This is a genomic window from Variovorax sp. GW821-FHT10D07 (assembly GCF_059415325.1).
The window spans coordinates 1-20,333 of record NZ_JBWKMZ010000033.1; the positions used below are offsets into that span (position 1 = coordinate 1).

The 20,333-nt window shown below is 64.6% G+C and carries 20 protein-coding genes, 1 tRNA gene and 2 pseudogenes; 9 read left to right on the forward strand and 14 right to left on the reverse strand.

Going from position 1 to position 20,333, the window contains the following annotated elements:
* A pseudogene (locus AC07PU_RS42090) lies at positions 1 to 185 on the forward strand (ABC transporter ATP-binding protein); the annotation flags it as partial.
* An 85-nt stretch (positions 186 to 270) separates the two neighbouring features.
* Here AC07PU_RS42090 and AC07PU_RS42095 read toward each other — a convergent pair.
* Together AC07PU_RS42095 and AC07PU_RS42100 are read right to left on the reverse strand one after the other, a co-directional pair.
* Entirely contained in the window at positions 271 to 1,254 is a 984-nt protein-coding gene (locus AC07PU_RS42095) for a Bug family tripartite tricarboxylate transporter substrate binding protein (protein WP_495323631.1), read from the reverse strand.
* A gap of 73 nt (positions 1,255 to 1,327) precedes the next feature.
* Positions 1,328 to 2,392: a CDP-6-deoxy-delta-3,4-glucoseen reductase gene (locus tag AC07PU_RS42100; protein ID WP_208508910.1), complete on the reverse strand. Its 1,065-nt coding sequence runs from the start codon at positions 2,390 to 2,392 to the stop codon at positions 1,328 to 1,330.
* A 64-nt stretch (positions 2,393 to 2,456) separates the two neighbouring features.
* Here AC07PU_RS42100 and AC07PU_RS42105 point away from each other — a divergent pair, with 64 nt between their 5' ends.
* Entirely contained in the window at positions 2,457 to 3,392 is a 936-nt protein-coding gene (locus tag AC07PU_RS42105) for an SDR family oxidoreductase (protein WP_495323632.1), read from the forward strand.
* On the opposite strand, the gene AC07PU_RS42110 is transcribed toward AC07PU_RS42105, so the two are convergent.
* Positions 3,389 to 3,799, reverse strand: coding sequence for a TonB-dependent receptor domain-containing protein (locus tag AC07PU_RS42110; protein ID WP_495323633.1), 411 nt, complete (start codon positions 3,797 to 3,799; stop codon positions 3,389 to 3,391). The two genes, AC07PU_RS42105 and AC07PU_RS42110, sit on opposite strands and share 4 nt — an antisense overlap.
* Before the next feature lie 1,099 nt (positions 3,800 to 4,898).
* Here AC07PU_RS42110 and AC07PU_RS42115 point away from each other — a divergent pair.
* Positions 4,899 to 5,153 carry a hypothetical protein gene (locus AC07PU_RS42115; RefSeq protein WP_495323634.1) on the forward strand — a complete coding sequence of 85 codons (255 nt, stop codon included), beginning with the start codon at positions 4,899 to 4,901 and terminating at the stop codon, positions 5,151 to 5,153.
* Between the two features lie 351 nt (positions 5,154 to 5,504).
* On the opposite strand, the gene AC07PU_RS42120 is transcribed toward AC07PU_RS42115, so the two are convergent.
* Positions 5,505 to 6,722: a hypothetical protein gene (locus AC07PU_RS42120; RefSeq protein ID WP_495323635.1), complete on the reverse strand. Its 1,218-nt coding sequence runs from the start codon at positions 6,720 to 6,722 to the stop codon at positions 5,505 to 5,507.
* 436 nt (positions 6,723 to 7,158) lie between these two features.
* On the opposite strand from AC07PU_RS42120, the gene AC07PU_RS42125 reads away from it, so the two are divergent.
* Entirely contained in the window at positions 7,159 to 7,551 is a 393-nt protein-coding gene (locus AC07PU_RS42125) for a VOC family protein (RefSeq protein ID WP_495323648.1), read from the forward strand.
* A 7-nt stretch (positions 7,552 to 7,558) separates the two neighbouring features.
* Here AC07PU_RS42125 and AC07PU_RS42130 read toward each other — a convergent pair whose 3' ends face one another.
* The 8 genes and pseudogenes from AC07PU_RS42130 to AC07PU_RS42165 all read right to left on the reverse strand — a co-directional run bounded on the left by AC07PU_RS42130 (position 7,559) and on the right by AC07PU_RS42165 (position 12,695).
* Entirely contained in the window at positions 7,559 to 8,665 is a 1,107-nt protein-coding gene (locus AC07PU_RS42130; RefSeq protein ID WP_495323636.1) for a replicative DNA helicase, read from the reverse strand.
* Entirely contained in the window at positions 8,662 to 9,462 is an 801-nt protein-coding gene (locus tag AC07PU_RS42135) for a hypothetical protein (protein ID WP_495323637.1), read from the reverse strand. Before AC07PU_RS42135 ends, AC07PU_RS42130 begins: the two co-directional genes overlap by 4 nt.
* Positions 9,459 to 9,857, reverse strand: coding sequence for a hypothetical protein (locus AC07PU_RS42140; RefSeq protein ID WP_495323638.1), 399 nt, complete (start codon positions 9,855 to 9,857; stop codon positions 9,459 to 9,461). The genes AC07PU_RS42135 and AC07PU_RS42140 overlap by 4 nt, the downstream gene beginning before the upstream one ends.
* Positions 9,854 to 10,126 (reverse strand): hypothetical protein, encoded by a 273-nt coding sequence (locus AC07PU_RS42145; protein ID WP_495323639.1) that lies wholly within the window; start codon positions 10,124 to 10,126, stop codon positions 9,854 to 9,856. The genes AC07PU_RS42140 and AC07PU_RS42145 overlap by 4 nt, the downstream gene beginning before the upstream one ends.
* Positions 10,126 to 10,362, reverse strand: coding sequence for a transcriptional regulator (locus tag AC07PU_RS42150; RefSeq protein ID WP_495323640.1), 237 nt, complete (start codon positions 10,360 to 10,362; stop codon positions 10,126 to 10,128). Before AC07PU_RS42150 ends, AC07PU_RS42145 begins: the two co-directional genes overlap by 1 nt.
* A gap of 349 nt (positions 10,363 to 10,711) precedes the next feature.
* On the reverse strand, positions 10,712 to 11,212 hold the full coding sequence (locus tag AC07PU_RS42155) for a hypothetical protein (RefSeq protein ID WP_495323641.1): 501 nt from the start codon (positions 11,210 to 11,212) through the stop codon (positions 10,712 to 10,714).
* A pseudogene (locus tag AC07PU_RS42160) lies at positions 11,209 to 12,428 on the reverse strand (tyrosine-type recombinase/integrase). Before AC07PU_RS42160 ends, AC07PU_RS42155 begins: the two are co-directional and overlap by 4 nt.
* Before the next feature lie 182 nt (positions 12,429 to 12,610).
* Positions 12,611 to 12,695: transfer RNA gene (locus AC07PU_RS42165), tRNA-Leu, on the reverse strand.
* Between the two features lie 129 nt (positions 12,696 to 12,824).
* Here AC07PU_RS42165 and cysM point away from each other — a divergent pair.
* From cysM to AC07PU_RS42190, 5 genes are all read left to right on the forward strand, one after another.
* Positions 12,825 to 13,733: a cysteine synthase CysM gene (cysM, locus tag AC07PU_RS42170; protein WP_495323642.1), complete on the forward strand. Its 909-nt coding sequence runs from the start codon at positions 12,825 to 12,827 to the stop codon at positions 13,731 to 13,733.
* A 75-nt stretch (positions 13,734 to 13,808) separates the two neighbouring features.
* Complete coding sequence (locus AC07PU_RS42175) at positions 13,809 to 14,390, forward strand: NUDIX domain-containing protein (RefSeq protein ID WP_296784082.1); 582 nt, start codon at positions 13,809 to 13,811, stop codon at positions 14,388 to 14,390.
* 2 nt (positions 14,391 to 14,392) lie between these two features.
* A complete protein-coding gene (locus AC07PU_RS42180; protein WP_057592910.1) occupies positions 14,393 to 14,620 on the forward strand; it encodes a sulfurtransferase TusA family protein in 228 nt (75 codons plus the stop codon).
* Positions 14,621 to 14,675: 55 nt separating this feature from the next.
* Positions 14,676 to 15,575 (forward strand): LysR family transcriptional regulator, encoded by a 900-nt coding sequence (locus tag AC07PU_RS42185; RefSeq protein WP_093355685.1) that lies wholly within the window; start codon positions 14,676 to 14,678, stop codon positions 15,573 to 15,575.
* A gap of 119 nt (positions 15,576 to 15,694) precedes the next feature.
* Entirely contained in the window at positions 15,695 to 16,294 is a 600-nt protein-coding gene (locus AC07PU_RS42190) for an ester cyclase (RefSeq protein ID WP_093355766.1), read from the forward strand.
* Positions 16,295 to 16,336: 42 nt separating this feature from the next.
* Here the strand turns inward: AC07PU_RS42190 and galU are convergent, their stop codons facing one another.
* Entirely contained in the window at positions 16,337 to 17,227 is an 891-nt protein-coding gene (gene galU / locus AC07PU_RS42195) for a UTP--glucose-1-phosphate uridylyltransferase GalU (RefSeq protein WP_093355683.1), read from the reverse strand.
* A 147-nt stretch (positions 17,228 to 17,374) separates the two neighbouring features.
* Positions 17,375 to 20,284 carry a valine--tRNA ligase gene (locus AC07PU_RS42200; RefSeq protein ID WP_495323643.1) on the reverse strand — a complete coding sequence of 970 codons (2,910 nt, stop codon included), beginning with the start codon at positions 20,282 to 20,284 and terminating at the stop codon, positions 17,375 to 17,377.
* Between the last annotated feature and the right edge of the window lie 49 nt (positions 20,285 to 20,333).

Sequence of the window (20,333 nt, forward strand, 5' to 3'; positions counted from 1 at the left end):
TCGAGGTGGTGCAGGCCGTGGCCGCGCAGGGCGTGACCATCCTGCTGGTCGAGCAGAACGCCAACCGCGCGCTGCAGCTGGCCGACCGCGGCTACGTGATGGAGTCGGGCCTGATCACCATGTCGGGCGATGCCAAGGGGCTGCTCAGCGATCCGAAGGTGCGCGCGGCGTACCTGGGCGAGTAAGCGGCGCGGCGGGCCTTTCGAGGCCACGCAAAAAAAAGGGCGGCGGTGCGAGGCACCGGCCGCCCTTTGTCTTGTGTGTGCGAGCTCAGTCGACCTTCGCGCCCGTGGCCTTCACCACCTGCTCGTACTTGCCGAGTTCGCTCTTCATGAAGGCGCCGAACTGCGCGGGCGTGCTGGCCACCGGCTCCGCCAGCAGCAGCGCGAAGCGCGACTTGGTCTCCGGCGCGTTCAGCGCGTCGACGAAGGCATGGTTGAGCTTGGCGATCACATCCGGCGGCGTATGGGCCGGCGCGACCAGGCCCCACCAGGTGTCGATCGAGAAGTCCTTGAGCGTGTCCGACACCGGCGGCACCTCGGGCAGGGCGCTGCTGCGCTGCAGGGTGGTCACGGCGATCGCCTTGAGCTTGCCCGAGCGGATGTTGGGCGCGGCGGTGGCGAGGTTGTCGAAGTTGAAGTCGACCTGGCCCGACACCAGCGCCAGCTGCGCCGGGTTGCCGCCGTTGTAGGGGATGTGCACCGCGAAGATGCCGGCCGCCTTCTTGAACATCTCGCCCGCCAGATGGCCGGCGCTGCCGTTGCCGCCGCTGCCGTAGTTGAGCTTGCCGGGGTTGGCCTTGGCGTAGGCGATCAGGTCCTTGAGCGTGGCGATCTTCAGGCGCTGCGCGGTCTCGGCGTTCATCACCAGCACGTTGGGCACGCGGACCATCTGCGTGATCGGCGCGAAGTCGGTGGCCGCGTTGAAGGGCATCTTGCTGTAGAGCCAGGGGTTCACCGCGTTGGTGGCGGTGGCCGCGATGCCGATGGTCAGGCCGTCGGGCGCGGCCTTGGCAACGATGTCGGCGCCGATGTTGCCGCCCGCGCCGGGCTTGTTGTCGATGATCACCGGGCCGCCGAGCGTGTCGCGCACGCGTTCGGCCAGCGCGCGCGCCGTCACGTCGATGGGGCCGCCGGCCGCGTAGGGCACAACGAGGCGGATCGGCCGCTGCTGCTGGGCCAGGGCGGGGGTGCCGGTGGCCAGGGCGAGCGTGGAGAGGGCGAGGGTGGCGAGGAAGGTCTTGCGGGTTGTCATGCCCCGGATTGTCGGTGCGCCGCGCGGTGCTTGCAGCGTGGCTATCCCTAGCCGGCGCGCCGCCCGGCCGCGCTCAGGGCAGTGCCTTGTCGGCCTCGGTGGTGAACGCGTCGGCGAAGAACTCTTCCTCGGGCAGGCCCGCGAGCGCCACGTAGTCGCGCTTGGCCGAGTCGACCACGATCGGCGCGCCGCAGGCGTAGACCTGGTGGCCCGAGAGGTCGGCGAAGTCCTCCAGCACGGCGGCATGGACGAAGCCGGTGCGGCCGGTCCAGTTGTCCTCGGGCGTGGCGTTGGAGATCACGGGCACGTAGCGCAGGTTCGGCATCTGCGCGAGCTGCTCGCGCACCCAGTCGTCCATGTAGAGGTCCTCGGGCCGGCGGCCGCCCCAGTAGAGCGTGGCGGGGCGGTCGATGGCCTTGAACTTCATGTGCTCGAGCAGCGCCTTGATCGGCGCGAAGCCCGTGCCCGAGGCCAGCAGGATCATCGGCTTGTCGGAATCCTCGCGCAGGAAGAAGCTGCCGTAGGGGCCCTCGATGCGCAGGATCTCCTTTTCCTTCATGGTGAGGAACACGTGGTCGGTGAACTTGCCGCCCGGCAGGTGGCGCAGGTGCAGCTCGATGCCGGTGCCCGGCTCGCCCAGCGTGTGCGGCGCATTGGCCATCGAGTAGCTGCGGCGCGCGCCGTCGCGCAGGATGAATTCCACGTACTGGCCCGCGTAGAACTGCAGCGGCTCGCCGGCCGGCAGCTGCAGGCGGACCTGCATCACGTCGTGCGACTTGCGCGCGAGCGCGAGCACCCGCACCGGCATCTTGCGGATCGGGTGGGCGCCGGCCTCGGTCACCTGGCGCGATTCGAGCACCACATCGCTGCGCGCGCGGGCGCAGCAGGTCAGCACGAAGCCCGCGAGCTGTTCCTCCGCGCTCAGGGCCTTGCTCTGGTGCGGGCCGAGCTCGACCTCGCCCGAGAGCTTGCGGCACTTGCACGAGCCGCAGGCGCCGTCCTTGCAGCCATAGGGCAGGCCGATGCCCTGGCGGATGCCGGCAGCGAGGATGGTTTCGTCGCCTTGCGCCGCGAAATGGCGGCCGCTGGGTTCGACGGTGATGGAAAAGCCCGCCTCATGCGGCGCTGCAACAGTCATCGGTATTCTTCGGCTTGGATCAGCCCGTTACATGGGGGCTGAAAAAGAAAAGGGAACCCGAATTTTGCCTTCAATCCATAGCCCCTCCGGCGCGCTGCCGGCGCGCTTCCGCCGGACGCGTCTCCTGATCGTCGGCTGCGGCGACGTCGGCCAGCGCGTGGCGCGCGATCTGCGCGGGCGCGTGTCGCTGGTGGCGCTCACCTCCTCGGCCGAGCGCGTGAGCGCTTTGCGCGCCGCGGGCATCCGGCCGTTGATCGGCAATCTCGACGATCCCAAGACCCTGCGCCGCCTGTCGGCCCTGGGCACGCGCGTGCTGCACCTGGCACCGCCGCCGCGCGACAGCGGCTCGGCCTGGTGGCGCGACCAGCGTACCGCCGCGCTGGTGCGCGCGCTGCGGCTGCGCGGCCTGCCCGATGCGCTGGTCTACGGTTCGACCAGCGGCGTCTATGGCGATTGCGGCGGCGCGCGCGTGAACGAGACCCGCACCGTGCGTCCCGACACGCCGCGCAGCCACCGGCGCGTCGATGCCGAGCGCGCCGTGCGCTGGTTCGGCCGCAGCACCGGCGTGCGCGCCAGCATCCTGCGCATCCCGGGCATCTACGCGCCCGATCGCGAGGGCGGCACGCCGCGCCAGCGGCTGCAGCGCGGCACGCCGGTGCTGCGGCGCGAGGACGACGTCTACACCAGCCACATCCATGCCGACGACCTCGCGCGCGCCTGCATCGCGGCGCTGTTCCGCGGCCGGCCGCAGCGCATCGTGCATGCCTCGGACGACACCGAGCTGCGCATGGGCGACTACATCGACCTCGCGGCCGACCTCTACGGCATGCCGCGCCCGCCGCGGGTGGCGCGCGAGGAGGCCGAGCGCCAGCTGCCGCTGCAGCTGCTGAGCTTCATGGGCGAATCGCGCCGGCTCGACAACACGCGGCTCAAGCGCGAGCTGCGCGTGCGGCTCGCGCATCCGACGGTGCATACCGGGCTGCGCGAGAACGCCGGCTAGAACTTGTACTGCAGCTTCAGCCACGCATTGCGCGGCGTGCCCTCGGTGTAGCCGTTGTAGCCGCCGAGTCCCGCGTAGTAGCGCTTGCCGCCGAGGTTCTCGATGTTGAGGCTCGCGCTCAGCTGCCGGCTGAACTCGTAGCGCGCCATCAGGCCGATCAGCGTCACGCTGCCCTGGGTGGCGCGGCCGAGGCCGTAGTTCTCGTCGAAGTAGATGCCGTTCTGGTAGCTCAGGCTGCCTCCCAGCGTGAGCCGGCTCCAGTCGCCGGGCAGTCGGTAGCTGGTCGAGCTGCGCAGCATGCGGCGCGGCAGGGAGGTGTTGAGCAACACGCCCGACACCGTGGCCTTAAAGCCCTGGGTGCGCGTGCCTTTCACGCGCGTGCTTGCTAAATCTTTAGCCTTGGTCATTTTTTCGATTTCGGTGCCTCACCAATAGGACGGTCCGTGGATCAAGATTCAATTGGATACGCCTAGAGGTGGATTGAGCAGTAACCAATTTTTCAATTGGAGAGCATCGTCGACGCCAACAGCGCATTCCTGTACAAAGTGGGACCGTTCTCTTCAAGCAATGGAAGATCTCGATATCGGATTTGTTTCGTCAGTTTTCTGCCAATCGCTGGGATCGTTGTCTGTCCCAGATCAGGCGCGACTTATTGGCTCATGCTCACGGTGATGCGCCTATCTGCGGGAGATATGTGAATCCGCATGTTCCTTCGGGCGACGATTAACTAGCGTTCAGCATGTTCCAGGTCTGCACGGCGAAGTTTGCAACGGTGAGAGAGAGGCCGCTGCGTTCATGAGCCAAGTCGCGGACGAGATGCTCTGATGGCGCGCTCCAAACTGGAGAATCATAGTTTTTCGGGGACGATGTCGCCCGCTGGCCGCTGGCCGCTGGCCGCTGGCCGCTTGCCCGAACCGCCGCAAGGAGAACTTTCACAAGGTCACACTTTGGTACTTCTTGTGCATGGTCGGCATCGGAAGCAGTTACTGCAGCTTGCACATCGAGCGCGTGCTGATCAGATTGCTGGCGCTTCTGATTGGTGCCATCGGCGATAACTAGCCCAAGCTGCTGCGGACCCTCCTGCGGTTCCTCTTCATGGCCATTGACCTAGCGCCGCAGCAAAGGGACCCGTCATGAACTGGGACATCGCCCGGCTCTACGCGTTGCCCATCTGGCGCGCCAGCGCCGCGATCCTCGTCAACGTTGGCTGCCGATTCAACGCCATGCCCAAGAACACAAGGTAACCGGTAGTGGTCGCGATCTGGGGGGCGATGGCCGTAGGCATGGCGGTTGGCGAATGCCCGGTCTCGGCATGGTCCTACTGGCCTACGCCTGGGCCCGTTGCTACTGTGCTGTGCGCGGGCCTGAGCCGGCGACGTCGCACCCGGCGCGGTCACCGATTCGATCAACCTGCCGGAGGATTCCGATGGATCTCGTTGACGTCATGAGCAGGGAGCTTATGCCAGCGTAGGCCATCTTGCGGCCTGGGCTGCACAGGCCCGCGTCATGCTGCTCGCCATCGGACTGCATAAATCGCGCGTCGAGCGCATTTGCCAGATGGGAAACGTCCTGTCCGAAGCTTCTGACAGTCGAGCGCAGCGGCGGGGTAAGGGCGTGTTCACGCCCCCGGCAAGTGCCGATCACCATAGCCCTTGCGCGGCGTGCGAGGCGTCATTCGACATCCCGGCAATCATCTGGGCACTACTTAAGACCGACGAAATGATCGCCACTGGCGTTTGCACGGCTCCTGATCTTCACTGACTCACTTCCGGCGGAGGATGATGCCGGCGCGTCATCGGATCATCTACGCGCACAGTCGCTGGGCAAAAATGCTCAACCCACCTTCATGCCGACGCTTGCGACGCTTTTGCTTACCTGGCAGCCGGCTGCAACAGCGCGTGGTTCGCTACATCCAGCGAGCCCTACCCGAATCTCACCTCTCCTGCCCCAGGCCTGGCAGCCCCGACCATTACGGTGCTTGCCAACGTGTTCGGCGGCCTTGAGCAGAGATCGGAAGACTTGGCGCGACTTGCTGGAGAACGAGGAGCGGCCGGCGCACTTTGCAAGCACTTCTACGACGCGCCGACAACGCGCCAGACGCAAACTACAACTCTAACTCTGAATTCGGCGAGGCTGCGGCCGTTCAATGGTCATGCGAGACGCGAAATAAAGCAACAAGAAGGGAGAGAGCGAGACCACCGGAAAAGCCATCCGGGCAGCAAAAGAAGTCATCCCACCCCAGACCAGCACCATCATGCTGCAAGCGATGATGACTACTCCGAACCCATTGAATAATTTCATGGAATAAACAAGGCGGCATAGCTTTGCCACCAAATAAGCCATGACTGCGCCGGTTAATAAACCCCACCATCCAAGATAGAAAATATGGTCGCCTATTAGTGTGGATGCGATGGAGTGACCCTCGTCCGCTAAGGATGGGTCCAGATTGTCCAGAACATATTGAAAACCGAAGGCAAATGGCTTGTCGGGCCATACCCCACGGGGAACCCATGCAAAAAGTGTGAAAAGGATTTGATCAAAAAAGCCGGAAATATTAATTCCTTGTTGCGCATACGCTTCAAAAAAAGTATCGGCAAGACGATAGGGCTGGATAGCAGAATCATCCATGGCCGCAGTTAAATTAAAAGAAACATCATCGATGGCCTTTCGGCTGGTTAACAGTAGGCTTCCCGCGATTGGGCCGACCGAAAAGGCAACTCTATTGACCTTGATTCCTTGGGCATATAGAAAGTACACAATGCCAACGATGAGAATGCCGAAGGTCACGGTGCGTCCGTAACCGCCCCAGCCAATTACGTAATAAAAAACAAAAGTGGAAATAAAGGCGATAAAAAGAAGTATGTTTCTTATGGTGCGTCCTGGTTGTAGGCAAATCGCATAAAACATAACGAAAGGCGAAAGAAAATAAAGCGCCAAATCACCCGCCAGCGACGCACCAATCACTGCCAGCCACGCAAAAAACAAGTAAACAAAATATCTGCCATGCGCCTTTGCGGGCGGTTGGTATTCCATCCCGGTGGCAAAATGCAAAAATATGAAAGAGATGGCTGCTGACGCGTAGAACAGTGCATACGATGTGCCGAGAAAAAGGCCATTCATAAACGCCGGAAAATAGATGAACACCGAAAAGCCAACCAAGAACATTACATGAATGCCAGATCGGGGATTCACTTGGTGGATCATCATTGCCAAGATGATCGTTGCCATGACGGCATCGACAACAAACGACTCGAACAGTGCTGAAAGCATCACAGAGGCCAGCAGAACCGTCCAGGTAGTGAGGGTCGTTTTTTTGATTGTGAGGCCCACTGGGGCTCCTGCTCCGTATGTTGGTGCGCGGATGGTAGCAGCAGGGACTCATCGCCCATCGATACCACCAACGATGGCTGCGAGCGTTACTCGGAGCCGTTGCGTTGGTGGCACCACCTGCCAGACTTGGCGTGGCTCCTCGATCCGTAGCTTCCGCGCAGACCGAACGTGTCGCAGGCCTCCCATAGATCTACCACCATGGAGTACGGCCCCGGCTCGTGCATGCGGTTTATTTTCCGATGTTTACCATGCCGCGCAACGCGGCATCTGGGCGGTAGGCGGTCGCTTTCGTCGGCGAGAAGGAGGTAAAAACTACGGAATCTCTGTATGAATATAAGGGGTACCCTCTTTGCTCCAGCGAGCAACTGATACTGGATAAATATCCATGTATTATGAGATTCCCAGCCCAATGCGGCTACTTTTTTCACGCCCAATCATGAAGTTCGGGTACACCATCATTTATGTCCCCGATGTCGCTGCATCCTTGTCTTTCTTTGAGGCGGCATTCGGGTTCTCCAGACGGTTCTTGCACGAGTCCGGCACATACGGCGAACTGGAAACCGGGGCAACAACGCTTGCCTTCGCGGCCCACGAACTGGCGGCAATGAACTTCAAGACAGGACACGTTTCTGCCTCGTCCTCCCCCGCTCCACTTGGTATGGAAGTGGCCCTTGTGACGGACGAAGTTCAGGCAGCCCATACTCACGCGCTTGCTTCCGGAGCTGTCGAACTGAGCCCGCCAATCACCAAGCCGTGGGGGCAAGTTGTCTCCTACGTTCGTTGCCCCGATGGGACGCTTGTCGAACTTTGCTCGCCCATCGCAGCCTGATCGACTATCACGCCTTTCTCACGATGTCGTCGTAGGTCACCGGCGCGGTGACTGCGACGTTCAAGTCCATCGCTAGCGCCTTCAGGCCGTTGGCGGTGATGTCCAACTCACGGTTGCTGTTCTCCTCGCCGCCGCCGGCCATGAGCTGCAGGAAGTCCACGAACAGCACGTCAAGGCCATGCTCGCGCCTGACCTTGATCGCCTTGCGCCGGATGTCCAGCAGGCTCAGGGCCGCCTGATCGTCGTGCACGAGGCGAAGGCCTCCCAGGCGCTCCGCCGCGAGCGTGACGGCCACCCACATCTCATCGGCCTTGGGATCGGCGCGCAGGATCCGCCCGAGGTCTATCGAGCCCTCGGCAGCCGTGTGCCGATGCACGAGCTGGCTGATCGGCATCTCCTGCGACAGGAACAGCACGCCGTATTGGCGGGCCATCGCGCGTGCGATCGCAAGAGAAACCGCAGTTTTGCCATGCTTCGGCCTCGCCCCGAGCACCAGCAGCTCGCCTCGCCGCAGGCCACCATTGAGCAGGCGGTCGAGGCCATGGATGCCGGTCGCGATCGCGGGATTCTTGCCCTCGCTCAGCTCTTCGAGCAGCTTGAGGTATTCGGCCAGCGAGGCGGTCACGTGCTGGGGCTCGCGCCTAGACTTCGCGACCGACAACCGCGCCAGGATCATTTGGGCCTTGTCGATCAGTTCGGCCGGCGGCGCCTGCGCGCCCGCAATCTCGATGATCTCGGCGTCGGCCCGCATCAACTGCCGCTGCTGGTGGCGCGCGCTGACGATTGCAGCATGCCGGCGCAGCGCCGCGGCGCCGGGTACGAACTGCGCCAGTTCGTGCAGGCGCGCCAGCCCGTCGTCGCCGACCTGACCGCCAGCCCGCATGGCATCGAAGACGGTCACCACGTCGAACGCATCGCCGGCGCGAGCGATACGCAGGATGGTGCCGAACACATCGCGGTGGAATGGCTGATAGAAGGCTACCGGCTCCAGGTTGGCGACCCGGCCGAGCACCTCGTTATCGAGCAGCAGGCCGCCCAGCAAAGCAGCCTCGGCCTCAAGGCTGTGCGGCATCGTGCCGGGCAGGACCTGGCCCAAGGGCATAGCTTCGGTCATGTGCCCTCCGCCACGTGGTATCGCCCGTTCAGCACGGCCTCGAACTTGCTGGCCGTCATCAGCCAGGCGAGATCGCAGCTGGCCCACTTCGCATCGCGGCCGGTCAGGAAATCGCTGCGCTCCACGTGGCGGAAGAACTTGCGAAACCACTCGACCCCCTGCTCCTGAGTCTCGGCGATGCGCGTGCCAGCACGCTCGCCACGTTCGTGATTTGACGTCAGCACCCATCGCCATCGCTGTCGCATCGCCGTTGCCGACCTGCCAGCTCGGAACAGCGATCGCCGGACTTGGGGCAGCATCGGCAAGGTTTGCTCGTAGGCATCGATCAATTCATCGAAAGGGCAGGCCGGCACGGCGTCGGCTTTGCCGACAGAGGCGTAAGCCTCCAGTTCTGTCTCTCCCTCTGTCTCTGTCTCTGGTACAGCAACCTGCAAGCGAGCTGCCTCCGTGTTGCTAGCATCCTGCTCGCGAGCCGTCGGCACGGCGCTAGCGGGTTGCTTGCCCTGCGCTTCGGCGACCTCGAAGAATCCAGCCTCGATCAGGGGTTGCAGGCCGGCTTCGATGTCTCGCCCTTCCGCGCGCAGCCGGAACGCGAGTTCCTCGATAGAGCCATCAAAGGAACCATCCTTCGACTCGCTGGCGATCAGCCAGAGCATCGGTGCAAGCGCTTTGCTAGCGAGCGGCAAGCGCTGATACTTCCGATCGTCGAGCAGCGCCTTGTGCAGCTTGATCCACGGCGGCGACCGATCCTTGTAGTGTTGGAACGTCGACCAGTTCTTGGGAACGAGCTTCATCATGGGGCCGCCCCCAGTTCGCCCAGGCGCTCGGCGACGAAGATCATTGCCGCGGCGAGGTGCTGCACCAGTTCGGAGTCATGCCGCTCGCTGGCTGCCGAGATCCCCGACGAGAAGGCCTCCAGCCTGGCACGCAGGCTGCGCTGCTCTCGAGCCAGCTCGTCGTGCCAGAGCGTGGCCCCCGTGTCGGCCCAGGCCAGGGCGATGCCCCTGCGATGGCAGCCGAAGGCCCCCATCAACCGGACCTCGTGCCGCAGGACGTACCAGCCGTCGGCCTGGGTTCCTTCTCCGTCCGGGCTGAACAGGTGCAAGCGACCATCGGCGATGAAGTTCGCCGGCGGATGCATGCCCGTGGCTGCCATCGTTGCGGTGAACAACTGGACTTGGCGGTCTTTCACTGGGCACCTCCCGAGATCTGGCGGAGGAAGGCATCGACATCATGCAGGTGGGTGAACATGCGCGACTGAGCCCACCGGCTGATGACGTAGAGCGCCCGGCCGCCGCGCTGCTGAACATCCAACACCTGCCCGCGGCGCGCAAACTCGGCCCTCAACGTCGCCAGGGCCTTGTCATCGGCTTGGTTGGCGCCGATACCAGGGACTCCACTTTTTTTCTCAGCCGCCTCGGGTGCCCCCACCCCGGCGGCTTTTTCTTGTGCCATCGGCATTAGGCGGCGTCCTTGGTTGCCTTCTCGCGGTGGCGGCGCAATGCGCCTACGTTCCACCGCGTCGTGGCCGGTTCGAGCTTCTCTGGGCGTGGGAGCAGCCCGTGCGAGCTCCAGCGCCAAGCGGTGGGCACGGAAATGTCATGGATGCCCGCGACGGTGCGAACGTCAACATAGGCCGAGTCCGGCAGCTTGTCGAAAGACAACGCTCGGTCGGGCGTGGGGGTGTTGGTTGCCATTGCTTCTCCACCGCATCCGGTCTTCCCGCATGCGCACCACGGCGTGGCGCTAAGTGAGATGCAGTGATCCGAGATGCGATTGCCGATCGTTCCGGAGCAATGGTTCTGCAGCGAGCCCTACAGGGGGTGAACTCAGCGGCGGAGTTGCTTGCCGCAGACGCGCATGTGTTGCACGTCGATATGTGGGGTATCTCTTGAAGATGCGCGTGTTGAAGGCTAGGTAAAGCGGTATCTCTACGCGATCCAGGCCTCGCATTAACCGTGCGTGCAAGCCTCAGGACTTTCCACTTTCCACTTCCATCTGAGCGTCTGCACTATGCAATGACACAACAGGCGGGATCGGAAGGAGCTACGCGACGCGAATGATGTTGCGCTTGGCGCCTCGCCCATCGGCCTGCAACCGCCCTTGATCGATAAGCCGGCGGATGGCATTGCCCGCCGCGTTGTGGCTGGTCTTAGCCTCTTCGGCTAGAAGCCTGGTAAGCGAATGGTTAGACATGCTCGAGCCGATCTCGGGGAGCAGGCCGAGCGCCACGTCGACATGTGTTTTGCGAAGAGGCCGATTTTCTGGGAGCGCCTCCCGATGCAGTGGGCTTCGTTGGCTCGCCAACCTTGTTCTCAGTTCAGCGTTCGTGCTTTCTAGCCGGTCGATACTTGCCTCCAGGGAAGCAACTTGAGCTTCCAGAGTCTCGACTTTTTCCTCAAGGTCCTCGGCCTCTAGAGCGTCATCGATACGCTCCGCCAAACGCCGCGCCATCTCTTGCACGAGTGGGTCGCTATTCGTGGCGGTGATCCAGTTGAGGAACTCTTCGTCTTCCAGCGAACTGGGCGGTGCTGGCATCGCGCTCATGCCGCCTTAAATTGCAGGATCTCGGCGCCCGCGGCGAGCTTGTCTAGGTAGTCGGCCCAGCGCTGCATCATGTCGCGACGTGCGGGGAGGTGGGCGGTGCGGTTATAGGCCCGGCCGTTCGGATCCTTCACGGTATGCGCCAATTGGTGCTCGATCAGGTCTGGCCGCTCTCCCAACACTTCATCCATGATGGTGCGTGCCGTCGCTCGGAAGCCATGGCCGGTCATCACGTCCGATCCATATCCCATGCCACGCAAAGCCGCGTTGATGGTGTTTTCGCTCATGGGGCGCTCCCCGGTCCTAATGCTGGGGAACACATAGCGGCCATGCCCCGTGAAGTCCTGCAGGCCCTTGAAGATTTCGACGGCCTGGCGCGACAGAGGCACCAGGTGCTCGATCTTCATCTTCATCCTCGAGCCGGGGATGCGCCACTCGGCGGCTTCAAGGTCGATTTCGGACCATTCGGCAGCTCGAAGCTCTCCAGGGCGCAGGAAGACCAGCGGCGCGAGCTTGAGCGCCGCGATGGTCGCTGGGTGGCCTGTGTAGCTCCGGATTGCGCGCATGAGCTGACCGACGCCCTGGTCTCAGTGATCGCTGCATAGTGGGTCTTCTCAACGGTCGCCAGCGCGCCGCGTAGATCCACCGTCACGTCGCGGTCGACAAGCCCAGTGGCTACGGCAAACCGCAGGACCTGCGAGCAGACCTGCACGACGCGATGCGCGCTGTCATTGGCGCCGCGAGCCTCCATGTGCCTCGCAACCTTGTCCAGCACGTCCATGGCCCGAAGGTCAGACACTGGGTCACGGCCGATGAAGGGGAAAACGTCCTTCGTCAGCCAGGTCTCGATCTTTTTGTGCGTGTTGGTGCCACGCTTGCTTGCTGTCTTCGATAGCCAGTCGCGGGCCACCGTCTCGAAGGTGTTCCCCGCGGCCGCGATCTTGGCGGCCTTTTCCTCGCGCTTGGCCACGCTGGGATTGATGCCGTCGGCGAGTTGCTCCCGTGCCTTCTCGCGCCGCTGCCGAGCTTTGGCCAGCGAGACCTCCGGATACACGCCTAGCGCGAGCGTCTGAGGCTTGCCGTTTATGCGGTAGTCGAGGCGCCAGTATTTGCCCGAGGCTTTCACTCGGAGATACATCCCGCCGCCGTCGGCGTAGCGCTCGCCAACGGTCGAACCTTTGTGCTTCACCTGCTTCACGAACGTGTCTGTCAGCGCCATTCGAACTGCCCCTTGGATGTCGGTACCTCGATTCCGGCGTCTTGGCCGGTACCGGCGAAAGTACCGACAAAGTGCCGACATGGAATGCTATGGCTTGAGACGGTCTGAGAAAACAAAAAACCCGCGACGCCTTGGCAGCGAGCGGGTTTTGAGTTTGGGTAATACGCCGTGATTCTCTGTCGTGGTGCCCGGGGCCGGAATCGAACCGGCACGCCTTGCGGCGGGGGATTTTGAGTCCCCTGCGTCTACCAATTTCACCACCCGGGCACGGCAGGAAGGAAGCCCAAAATTATGGCACAGTGGAATGATGAACCGTCCAAAAGCTCCTTCTTTCGCATATCCGCTACCCTCCGGGGCGGAATCCAGCGCCTCCCGCGCGGCAGACCGGACGCAGTCATGACCCACAAGTACCCCACCATCGAAGACGCCATCGGCCGCACGCCGCTGGTGGCGCTGCAGCGCATCAACGCCGAAGAGAACGCGCGGCGCAACAACGTGATCCTCGGCAAGCTCGAGGGCAACAACCCCGCTGGCTCGGTCAAGGACCGCCCGGCGCTCTCGATGATCAAGCGCGCCGAGGAGCGCGGCGAGATCAAGCCCGGCGACACGCTGATCGAGGCCACGTCAGGCAACACTGGCATCGCGCTCGCGATGGCCGCGGCCATCAAGGGCTACCACATGGTCCTGATCATGCCGGAGGACCTCTCGATCGAACGCGCCCAGACCATGAAGGCCTTCGGCGCCGAGCTCGTGCTCACGCCCAAGAGCGGCGGCATGGAATACGCGCGCGACCTCGCCGAGCAGATGGTGGTGCAGGGCAAGGGCCGCGTGCTCGACCAGTTCGCCAACCCCGACAACCCGCGCATCCACTACGAGACCACGGGCCCCGAGATCTGGGCCGACACGCAGGGCAAGGTCACGCACTTCGTGAGTGCCATGGGCACCACCGGCACCATCACCGGCGTGTCGCGCTTCCTCAAGGAGAAGAACCCCGCGATCCGCATCGTCGGCGCGCAGCCGGCCGAAGGCTCGCGCATCCCCGGCATCCGCAAGTGGCCGGCCGAGTACCTGCCGAAGATCTTCGACCCGAGCCGCGTCGACCAGGAGATCAACGTGAGCCAGGACGAAGCCGAGGAGATGTGCCGGCGCCTCGCGCGCGAAGAGGGCATCTTCGGCGGCATCTCGGCCGCCGGCGCGCTGTGGGCGGCGCTGCAGGTCGCCAACACGGTCGAGAACGCCACCATCGTGTTCGTGGTCTGCGACCGCGGCGACCGCTACCTGTCGACCGGCGTCTTCCCCGCCTGATGCCAGCACCGCGGTGCGCCACGCGGCGCGCCGGCGGTTCCCCGGAACGAGACAAGAAAGAACAAGAGCCACCCCATGCCCCATCCCAAGTTCTGCCAGGTCTGCGCCACGCCGCTCGAATGGATCGCGCTGATGGAAGACGGCGGCCCCAAGGAGCGCCTGCGCTGCCCCAACTGCGGCCACACGCACTGGAACAACCCGACGCCGGTGCTGGCCGCCATCGTCGAGTACCGCGGCCAGGTGCTGCTGGCGCGCAACGCGGCCTGGCCCGGCAAGATGTTCGCGCTGATCACCGGCTTCATGGAGGCCGCCGAGACGCCCGAGGAAGGCATCGCGCGCGAGGTCAAGGAAGAGACCAACCTCGACGTGAGCGCCACCAAGATCGTCGGCGCCTACGACTTCCAGCGCATGAACCAGGTCATCATCGCCTACCACGTGGTGGCCGATGGCGAGGTCAAGCTCTCGCCCGAACTGGTCGACTACCGTCTCTACGACCTGCCCGACCTCAAGTGCTGGCCCGCCGGCACCGGCTATGCGCTGGCCGACTGGCTGCGCACGCGCGGCCACGAGCCGGTGTTCTTCACCGCGGCCGAGAACGAGGAACGCCGCCGCGGCCTGAACCTGCCGCCCGAGCCGCCCATCGGCAAGGGAGCCTGAGCATGGACGTCGACCGCGAAATCGACACCCGCGGGCTCAACTGCCCACTGCCCATCCTCAAGGCCAAGAAGTCGCTCAACGACATGGCCAGCGGCCAGCTGCTGCGCGTGGTCTCGACCGACCCCGGCTCGGTGCGCGACTTCCAGGCCTTCGCGCGCCAGACCGGCAATGCGCTGATGGAGCAGCAGACGGTCGGCACCGACTTCATCCATGTGCTGAAGCGGCGCTGAGATCGAGGATCCGCGGCTGGATTACGATCCCCTCTGATTCGTGAGGGAGGGGAGCATGGACACCATAGAGTGCATGCGGATTTTTGTGGAGATAGCCCGGCGGCGCAGCTTCCGGGCCACGGCCGACGTTCTTGGCGTTTCGTCGGCATCGATCAGCCGGCATGTCGCCTTTCTTGAAGGCCGGCTCGGCATCCGGCTGTTGAACCGGACCACGCGAACGGTCAGCCTGAGTTCGAACGGCCAGAATTACTACGAGAGTTGCCTGCAGGCGCTGGCGGCATTCGACAAGGCCCAGACCGCAGTTTCCGGACGCGCCGCAGAACCTTCGGGGCCTCTGCGCCTGTCGCTGCCGGGGAGTTTCACCCAGCCCGAATTCGTCGCGATGCTGGCACGTTTCAGCGCCAGATATCCCAAGATCAATCTGGACATCTCGGCGACCGATGCCATGGTCGATCTGGTCGAGCGGGGCGTCGATGTGGCGCTGCGTTTCACCGCGAACCCGGACGAATCGCTGGCCGGTCGGTGCATAGGCCAGTTCGCGCTCTGGCTCTGCGTCTCTCCGGCCTATGTGGCCCGCTACCGGATGCCGAAATCCCTGGCGGACCTGGCCATGCACCCCTGCCTCGGCTATGCCTATCACGCCGGAGGCGATACCTGGACCCTGAGCGATGGCTCGCAGACCCACGAGGTGCGCGTGCGCCACCACCTCAAGGCGGACAACGGCGAGCTGTTGCGTGCCGGGGTCAGAACTGGCATGGGCGTGGCCTTGCTGCCCTCGTTTCAGATCCAGGCGGCATTGGCCGACGGGAGCCTGCTGCGGGTCCTGCCGCAGTGGCAATCGCCGCCCGTGGGGGTCTGGCTGGTCTACAGCCATCGTCGGCACCAGGCCCGCAACGCACGGGTCTTCATCGAGCATTTCTCCGAAGAACTCCAGGCGTTGTTCGCTGCCGATTGAGCGGGTCATCCCGGCGAACTGATTCGATTCCCGCAATGCTGTGCTTCGGCGGACGGAGAGCCAGGGCGGGTTGGCGTTCCTAGCATCGGGGGCTTCAATCACTATCCAGGGATCCAATGATGCTCAGACACGCCGCCCCTCTCGTCCTTTCCATCGCCGCGCTGGTCGCGGTGTCGGCTCAGGCCCAGGAGTCGCGCAATCGGCCCGATGATTTCTCGGCCACTTCACCGCAGCGCGCCGAGGCGAACATCAACAAGACGCTCAAGCAGTTCCAGGACGAGCGGCGCATCGTCGAGCGCAACCTGAACAACTTCGACGACCTGGATTTCAATGTCTACAGTCACCAGAAATGGGACGAGATGCATCGCAGCCATGCCAAGGACATCATCGTTCACTATCCCGACGGCAGCGTCACCCATGGACTGGATGCGCACCTGGAGCGCTCCAAGAAGATCTTCGCCTTCGCGCCCGATACCGAGAATCCCATCCACCACGTGCGCATCGGCCAGGGGCAGTACACGGCCGTGACCGGTGTCTGGCGCGGTACCTTCACGAAGCCGTTCGTCATGGGCAATGGCAAGGTCGTCCAGCCGACGGGAAAGAAATTCAACATCGAGATGGCCACCGTCGCCCGCTGGAACGCGGAGGGCACCATGGACGAGGAATGGCTGTTCTACGACGACTACACCTTCATGCAGCAGATCGGCGTGCTGAAGTAACGTCCTCGCGGGCCACGGCGACCCGCTCGGCCGCCAGGGGCCTCAGAGCTTGAGGCTCTTGAGGTAGTCGCGGAACTGGGCGCCCACCTCGGGGTGCGCGAGCGCGAGTTCGACGCTGGCCTGCAGGAAGCCTTCCTTGCTGCCGCAGTCGTAGCGCACGCCCTTGTACGAATAGGCGTAGACCGATTCCTTCTTCATCAGCGCGGCGATGCCGTCGGTGAGCTGGATCTCGCCGCCCGCGCCCTTGGGCTGCTCGCGGATCTCGGCGAACACGCCAGGCGTGAGGATGTAGCGGCCGGCCACGCCCAGGCGCGAGGGGGCGTCCTCGGGCTTCGGCTTCTCGACCATGCGGTTGACCTTGACCAGGCCGTCCTCGACGGCGTCGCCGGCCACGATGCCGTAGCGCTTCACGTGCTCGAGCGGCACTTCCTGCACCGCCAGCAGCGAGCCGCCGAGGCGCGCGAAGGCCGCGGTCATCTGGGCCAGCACCGGTTCGCCGCCCGTGGGGCCGACCATCAGGTCGTCGGCCAGCAGCACGGCGAAGGGCTCGTTGCCCACCAGGTGCTCGGCGCACAGCACCGCGTGGCCCAGGCCCAGCATGCGCGGCTGGCGCACGTAGGAGCAGGTCATGTCGTCGGGCATCACCGAGCGCGCGATGTTCAGCAGCGCATCCTTGCCGCTGGCCTCGAGCTGGCTCTCGAGCTCGTAGGCGGTGTCGTAGTGGTCCTCGATCGCGCGCTTGTTGCGGCCGGTCACGAAGATCATGTCGCGGATGCCCGCGGCATAGGCTTCCTCGACGGCGTACTGGATCAGGGGCTTGTCGACCACCGGCAGCATTTCCTTGGGCTGGGCCTTGGTGGCCGGCAGGAAGCGGGTGCCGAAGCCTGCAACGGGAAATACGGCCTTGCGGATGCGCGTCGGGGAGGTGGACATGGGCAATTCGGTGTCGGTTCGTTCAGGAAGAAGGAAGGTGGGAGGGCCGCGGGGGCCGTCCGGAACTGCGGCGGCGGAACCGGTCCGCCGCCCTGGCCGATTCTGCATCGGCCACCCATCCTACCGGCCTGCGGACAAGCCCGTATGTCAGCCGAGGCGCACAAGCTGGTCGCGCAGGCGCTCCAGCGTGGCCGTGAAGTCGGCCAGGCGCTTGCGCTCCTGCTCGATCACGGCCGGCGGCGCCTTGGCCACGAAGGCCTCGTTGCCGAGCTTGGCGTTGACCTTGGCGATCTCGCCCTCGATGCGGGCGATTTCCTTGCCGATGCGCGCGCGCTCGGCCGCCTTGTCGATCTCCATGTGCAGGCACAGGCGGGCATTGCCGACCACGGCCACCGGCGCGGCCTCGGCGGCCGCGGCCCAGGCGGCCTCGTCGTCGAACACGCGCACTTCCTTGAGCTTGGCGAGCGCCTGCAGCACCGGCGCGGTCTCGCGCAGGAAGGCCGCGCCCTCGGCGTCGTCGGCCACGGCATAGAGCGGCAGCCGCAGCGCGGGCGAGACGTTCATCTCGCCGCGCAGGGTGCGGCAGCCGTCCACCAGCGCCTTGAGCCGCGCCACGTAGGCCTCGGCGGCCTCGTCGATGCGCTCGGGCTGGCTGAGCGGATAGGCCGCCACCATCACCGATTCGCCCGTGCGGCCCGCCACCGGCGCGACCTTCTGCCACAGCTCTTCCGTGATGAACGGGATCACCGGATGCGCGAGGCGCAGCAGGGTCTCGAGCGTGCGGATCAGCGTGCGGCGCGTGGCGCGCTTCTGGGTGTCGTCGCCGGTCTGGATCTGCACCTTGGCGATCTCGAGGTACCAGTCGCAGAACTCGTCCCAGGCGAACTGGTAGATCGCGTTGGCGACGTTGTCGAGCCGGTACTCCTCGAAGCCCTTGGCGACCTCGGCCTCGACGCGCTGCAGTTGCGAGACGATCCAGTAGTCGGCGCGGCTGAACTTCAGGTAGCCGTGCGCGGGACCGCCGACCTTGCACTCTTCCTTCGTGTGCTCCTTGAGGCCGCAGTCCTGGCCCTCGCAGTTCATCAGCACGAAGCGGGTGGCGTTCCACAGCTTGTTGCAGAAGTTGCGGTAGCCCTCGCAGCGCTTGCTGTCGAAGTTGATGCTGCGGCCCAGCGAGGCCAGCGAGGCGAAGGTGAAGCGCAGCGCGTCGGCGCCGAAGGCCGGGATGCCCTCGGGGAATTCCTTCTGCGTGTTCTTGCGCACCGCGGGCGCGGTCTCGGGCTTGCGCAGGCCCTGGGTGCGCTTGTCGAGCAGCTCGGGCAGCTCGATGCCGTCGATCAGGTCGACCGGATCGAGCACGTTGCCCTCGGACTTGCTCATCTTCTTGCCCTGCGCGTCGCGCACCAGGCCGTGGATGTAGACGTCCTTGAACGGCACGCGGCCCGTGAAGTGCTTGGTCATCATGATCATCCGGGCGACCCAGAAGAAGATGATGTCGTAGCCCGTGACCAGCACGCTCGAGGGCAGGTAGAGGTTGTAGTCGCTCGTGGGCTCGGTGCCCTGGTTCGGCCAGCCCAGCGTCGAGAACGGGAACAGGGCCGCGGAGAACCAGGTGTCGAGCACGTCCTCCTCGCGGCGCAGCGTCTTGCCGGGCGCTTGCGCCTGGGCTTCCTCCTCGCTGCGCGCGACGTAGACCTTGCCCTCGTCGTCGTACCAGGCCGGGATCTGGTGGCCCCACCAGAGCTGGCGCGAGATGGTCCAGTCCTGGATGTTCTCCATCCAGTGGTTGTAGGTGTTGATCCAGTTCTCGGGCACGAAGCGCACCTCGCCCGAGCGCACCACGTCGATCGCCTTCTGCGCGATCGACTGGCCGTCGGCGCCGGGCTTGGTCATGGCCACGTACCACTGGTCGGTCAGCATCGGCTCGACGATGGCGCCGGTGCGCGCGCAGCGCGGCACCATCAGCTTGTGCTTCTTGGTCTCTACCAGCAGGCCCAGCGCGTCGAGGTCGGCCACCACGGCCTTGCGCGCCACGAAGCGGTCGAGGCCGCGGTACTTCTCGGGCGCGTTGTCGTTGACGGTCGCGTCGAGCGTGAGGATGCCGATGGTCTCGAGCTGGTGGCGCTGGCCCACCGCATAGTCGTTGTAGTCGTGCGCGGGCGTGACCTTCACCACGCCGGTGCCGAAGGCCTTGTCGACGTAGTCGTCGGCGATCACCGGGATCAGCCGGTCGACCAGCGGCAGGCGCACCTGCTTGCCGATCAGCGCCTTGTAGCGCTCGTCTTCCGGATGGACCATCACGGCCGTGTCGCCGAGCATGGTCTCGGGCCGGGTGGTGGCCACCGTGAGCGTGCCCGAGCCGTCCGCCAGCGGGTAGGCGATGTGCCAGAGCCAGCCGTCCTCTTCCTCGCTCTCGACCTCGAGATCGCTCACCGCGGTCTTGAGCGTCGGGTCCCAGTTCACCAGGCGCTTGCCGCGGTAGATCAGGCCTTCTTCGTAGAGCTTGACGAAGGTGTCCATCACCACGGGCGAGAGCTTCTCGTCCATGGTGAAGTACTCGCGGCTCCAGTCGACGGTGTCGCCCATGCGGCGCATCTGCTGGGTGATGGTGTTGCCGCTGCGTTCCTTCCACTCCCAGACCTTGGCGATGAAGTTCTTGCGCGCCTCCTGCGGCGTCGGGCCCATTTCGTGGCGGCTGATGTTCTGCGCCTGCAGCTGGCGCTCGACCACGATCTGGGTCGCGATGCCCGCGTGGTCGGTGCCCGGCAGCCACAGCGTGTTGTCGCCCTTCATGCGGTGGTAGCGCGTGAGGCTGTCCATGATCGTCTGGTTGAACGCATGGCCCATGTGCAGCGTGCCCGTCACGTTGGGCGGCGGCAGCTGGATCGAGAACGCGCCGGCGTCGGCCTTCGGCTTCCCGGTGCCGCGCCAGCCCGCGTGCGCGTAGCCGCGCTTTTCCCATTCGGGACCCCAGTGCGCCTCGAGGGCCGCGGGTTCGAACGATTTGGAAAGGCTCTCGAGGCCGGGTTGGGCGGTGGGTGTGGTGGGTTCGCTCATGGAGGCTTGAGGGGCTTGGGGCAATGCGGCCATGGCGCCGGTACGCAGG

Bases quoted from the DNA above. Each gene is read 5' to 3' on its own strand.
- AC07PU_RS42125 (WP_495323648.1), top strand. From the start codon at position 7,159: ATGAAGTTCGGGTACACCATCATTTATGTCCCCGATGTCGCTGCATCC.
- AC07PU_RS42190 (WP_093355766.1), top strand. From the start codon at position 15,695: ATGCTCAGACACGCCGCCCCTCTCGTCCTTTCCATCGCCGCGCTGGTC.
- AC07PU_RS42145 (WP_495323639.1), bottom strand. From the start codon at position 10,126: ATGCCGATGGCACAAGAAAAAGCCGCCGGGGTGGGGGCACCCGAGGCG.
- AC07PU_RS42095 (WP_495323631.1), bottom strand. From the start codon at position 1,254: ATGACAACCCGCAAGACCTTCCTCGCCACCCTCGCCCTCTCCACGCTC.
- AC07PU_RS42155 (WP_495323641.1), bottom strand. From the start codon at position 11,212: ATGAGCGCGATGCCAGCACCGCCCAGTTCGCTGGAAGACGAAGAGTTC.
- AC07PU_RS42175 (WP_296784082.1), top strand. From the start codon at position 13,809: ATGCCCCATCCCAAGTTCTGCCAGGTCTGCGCCACGCCGCTCGAATGG.
- AC07PU_RS42100 (WP_208508910.1), bottom strand. From the start codon at position 2,392: ATGACTGTTGCAGCGCCGCATGAGGCGGGCTTTTCCATCACCGTCGAA.
- AC07PU_RS42200 (WP_495323643.1), bottom strand. From the start codon at position 20,284: ATGAGCGAACCCACCACACCCACCGCCCAACCCGGCCTCGAGAGCCTT.
- AC07PU_RS42180 (WP_057592910.1), top strand. From the start codon at position 14,393: ATGGACGTCGACCGCGAAATCGACACCCGCGGGCTCAACTGCCCACTG.
- AC07PU_RS42115 (WP_495323634.1), top strand. From the start codon at position 4,899: ATGCTGCTCGCCATCGGACTGCATAAATCGCGCGTCGAGCGCATTTGC.
- AC07PU_RS42150 (WP_495323640.1), bottom strand. From the start codon at position 10,362: ATGGCAACCAACACCCCCACGCCCGACCGAGCGTTGTCTTTCGACAAG.
- AC07PU_RS42135 (WP_495323637.1), bottom strand. From the start codon at position 9,462: ATGATGAAGCTCGTTCCCAAGAACTGGTCGACGTTCCAACACTACAAG.
- AC07PU_RS42130 (WP_495323636.1), bottom strand. From the start codon at position 8,665: ATGACCGAAGCTATGCCCTTGGGCCAGGTCCTGCCCGGCACGATGCCG.
- galU (WP_093355683.1), bottom strand. From the start codon at position 17,227: ATGTCCACCTCCCCGACGCGCATCCGCAAGGCCGTATTTCCCGTTGCA.
- cysM (WP_495323642.1), top strand. From the start codon at position 12,825: ATGACCCACAAGTACCCCACCATCGAAGACGCCATCGGCCGCACGCCG.
- AC07PU_RS42185 (WP_093355685.1), top strand. From the start codon at position 14,676: ATGGACACCATAGAGTGCATGCGGATTTTTGTGGAGATAGCCCGGCGG.
- AC07PU_RS42110 (WP_495323633.1), bottom strand. From the start codon at position 3,799: ATGACCAAGGCTAAAGATTTAGCAAGCACGCGCGTGAAAGGCACGCGC.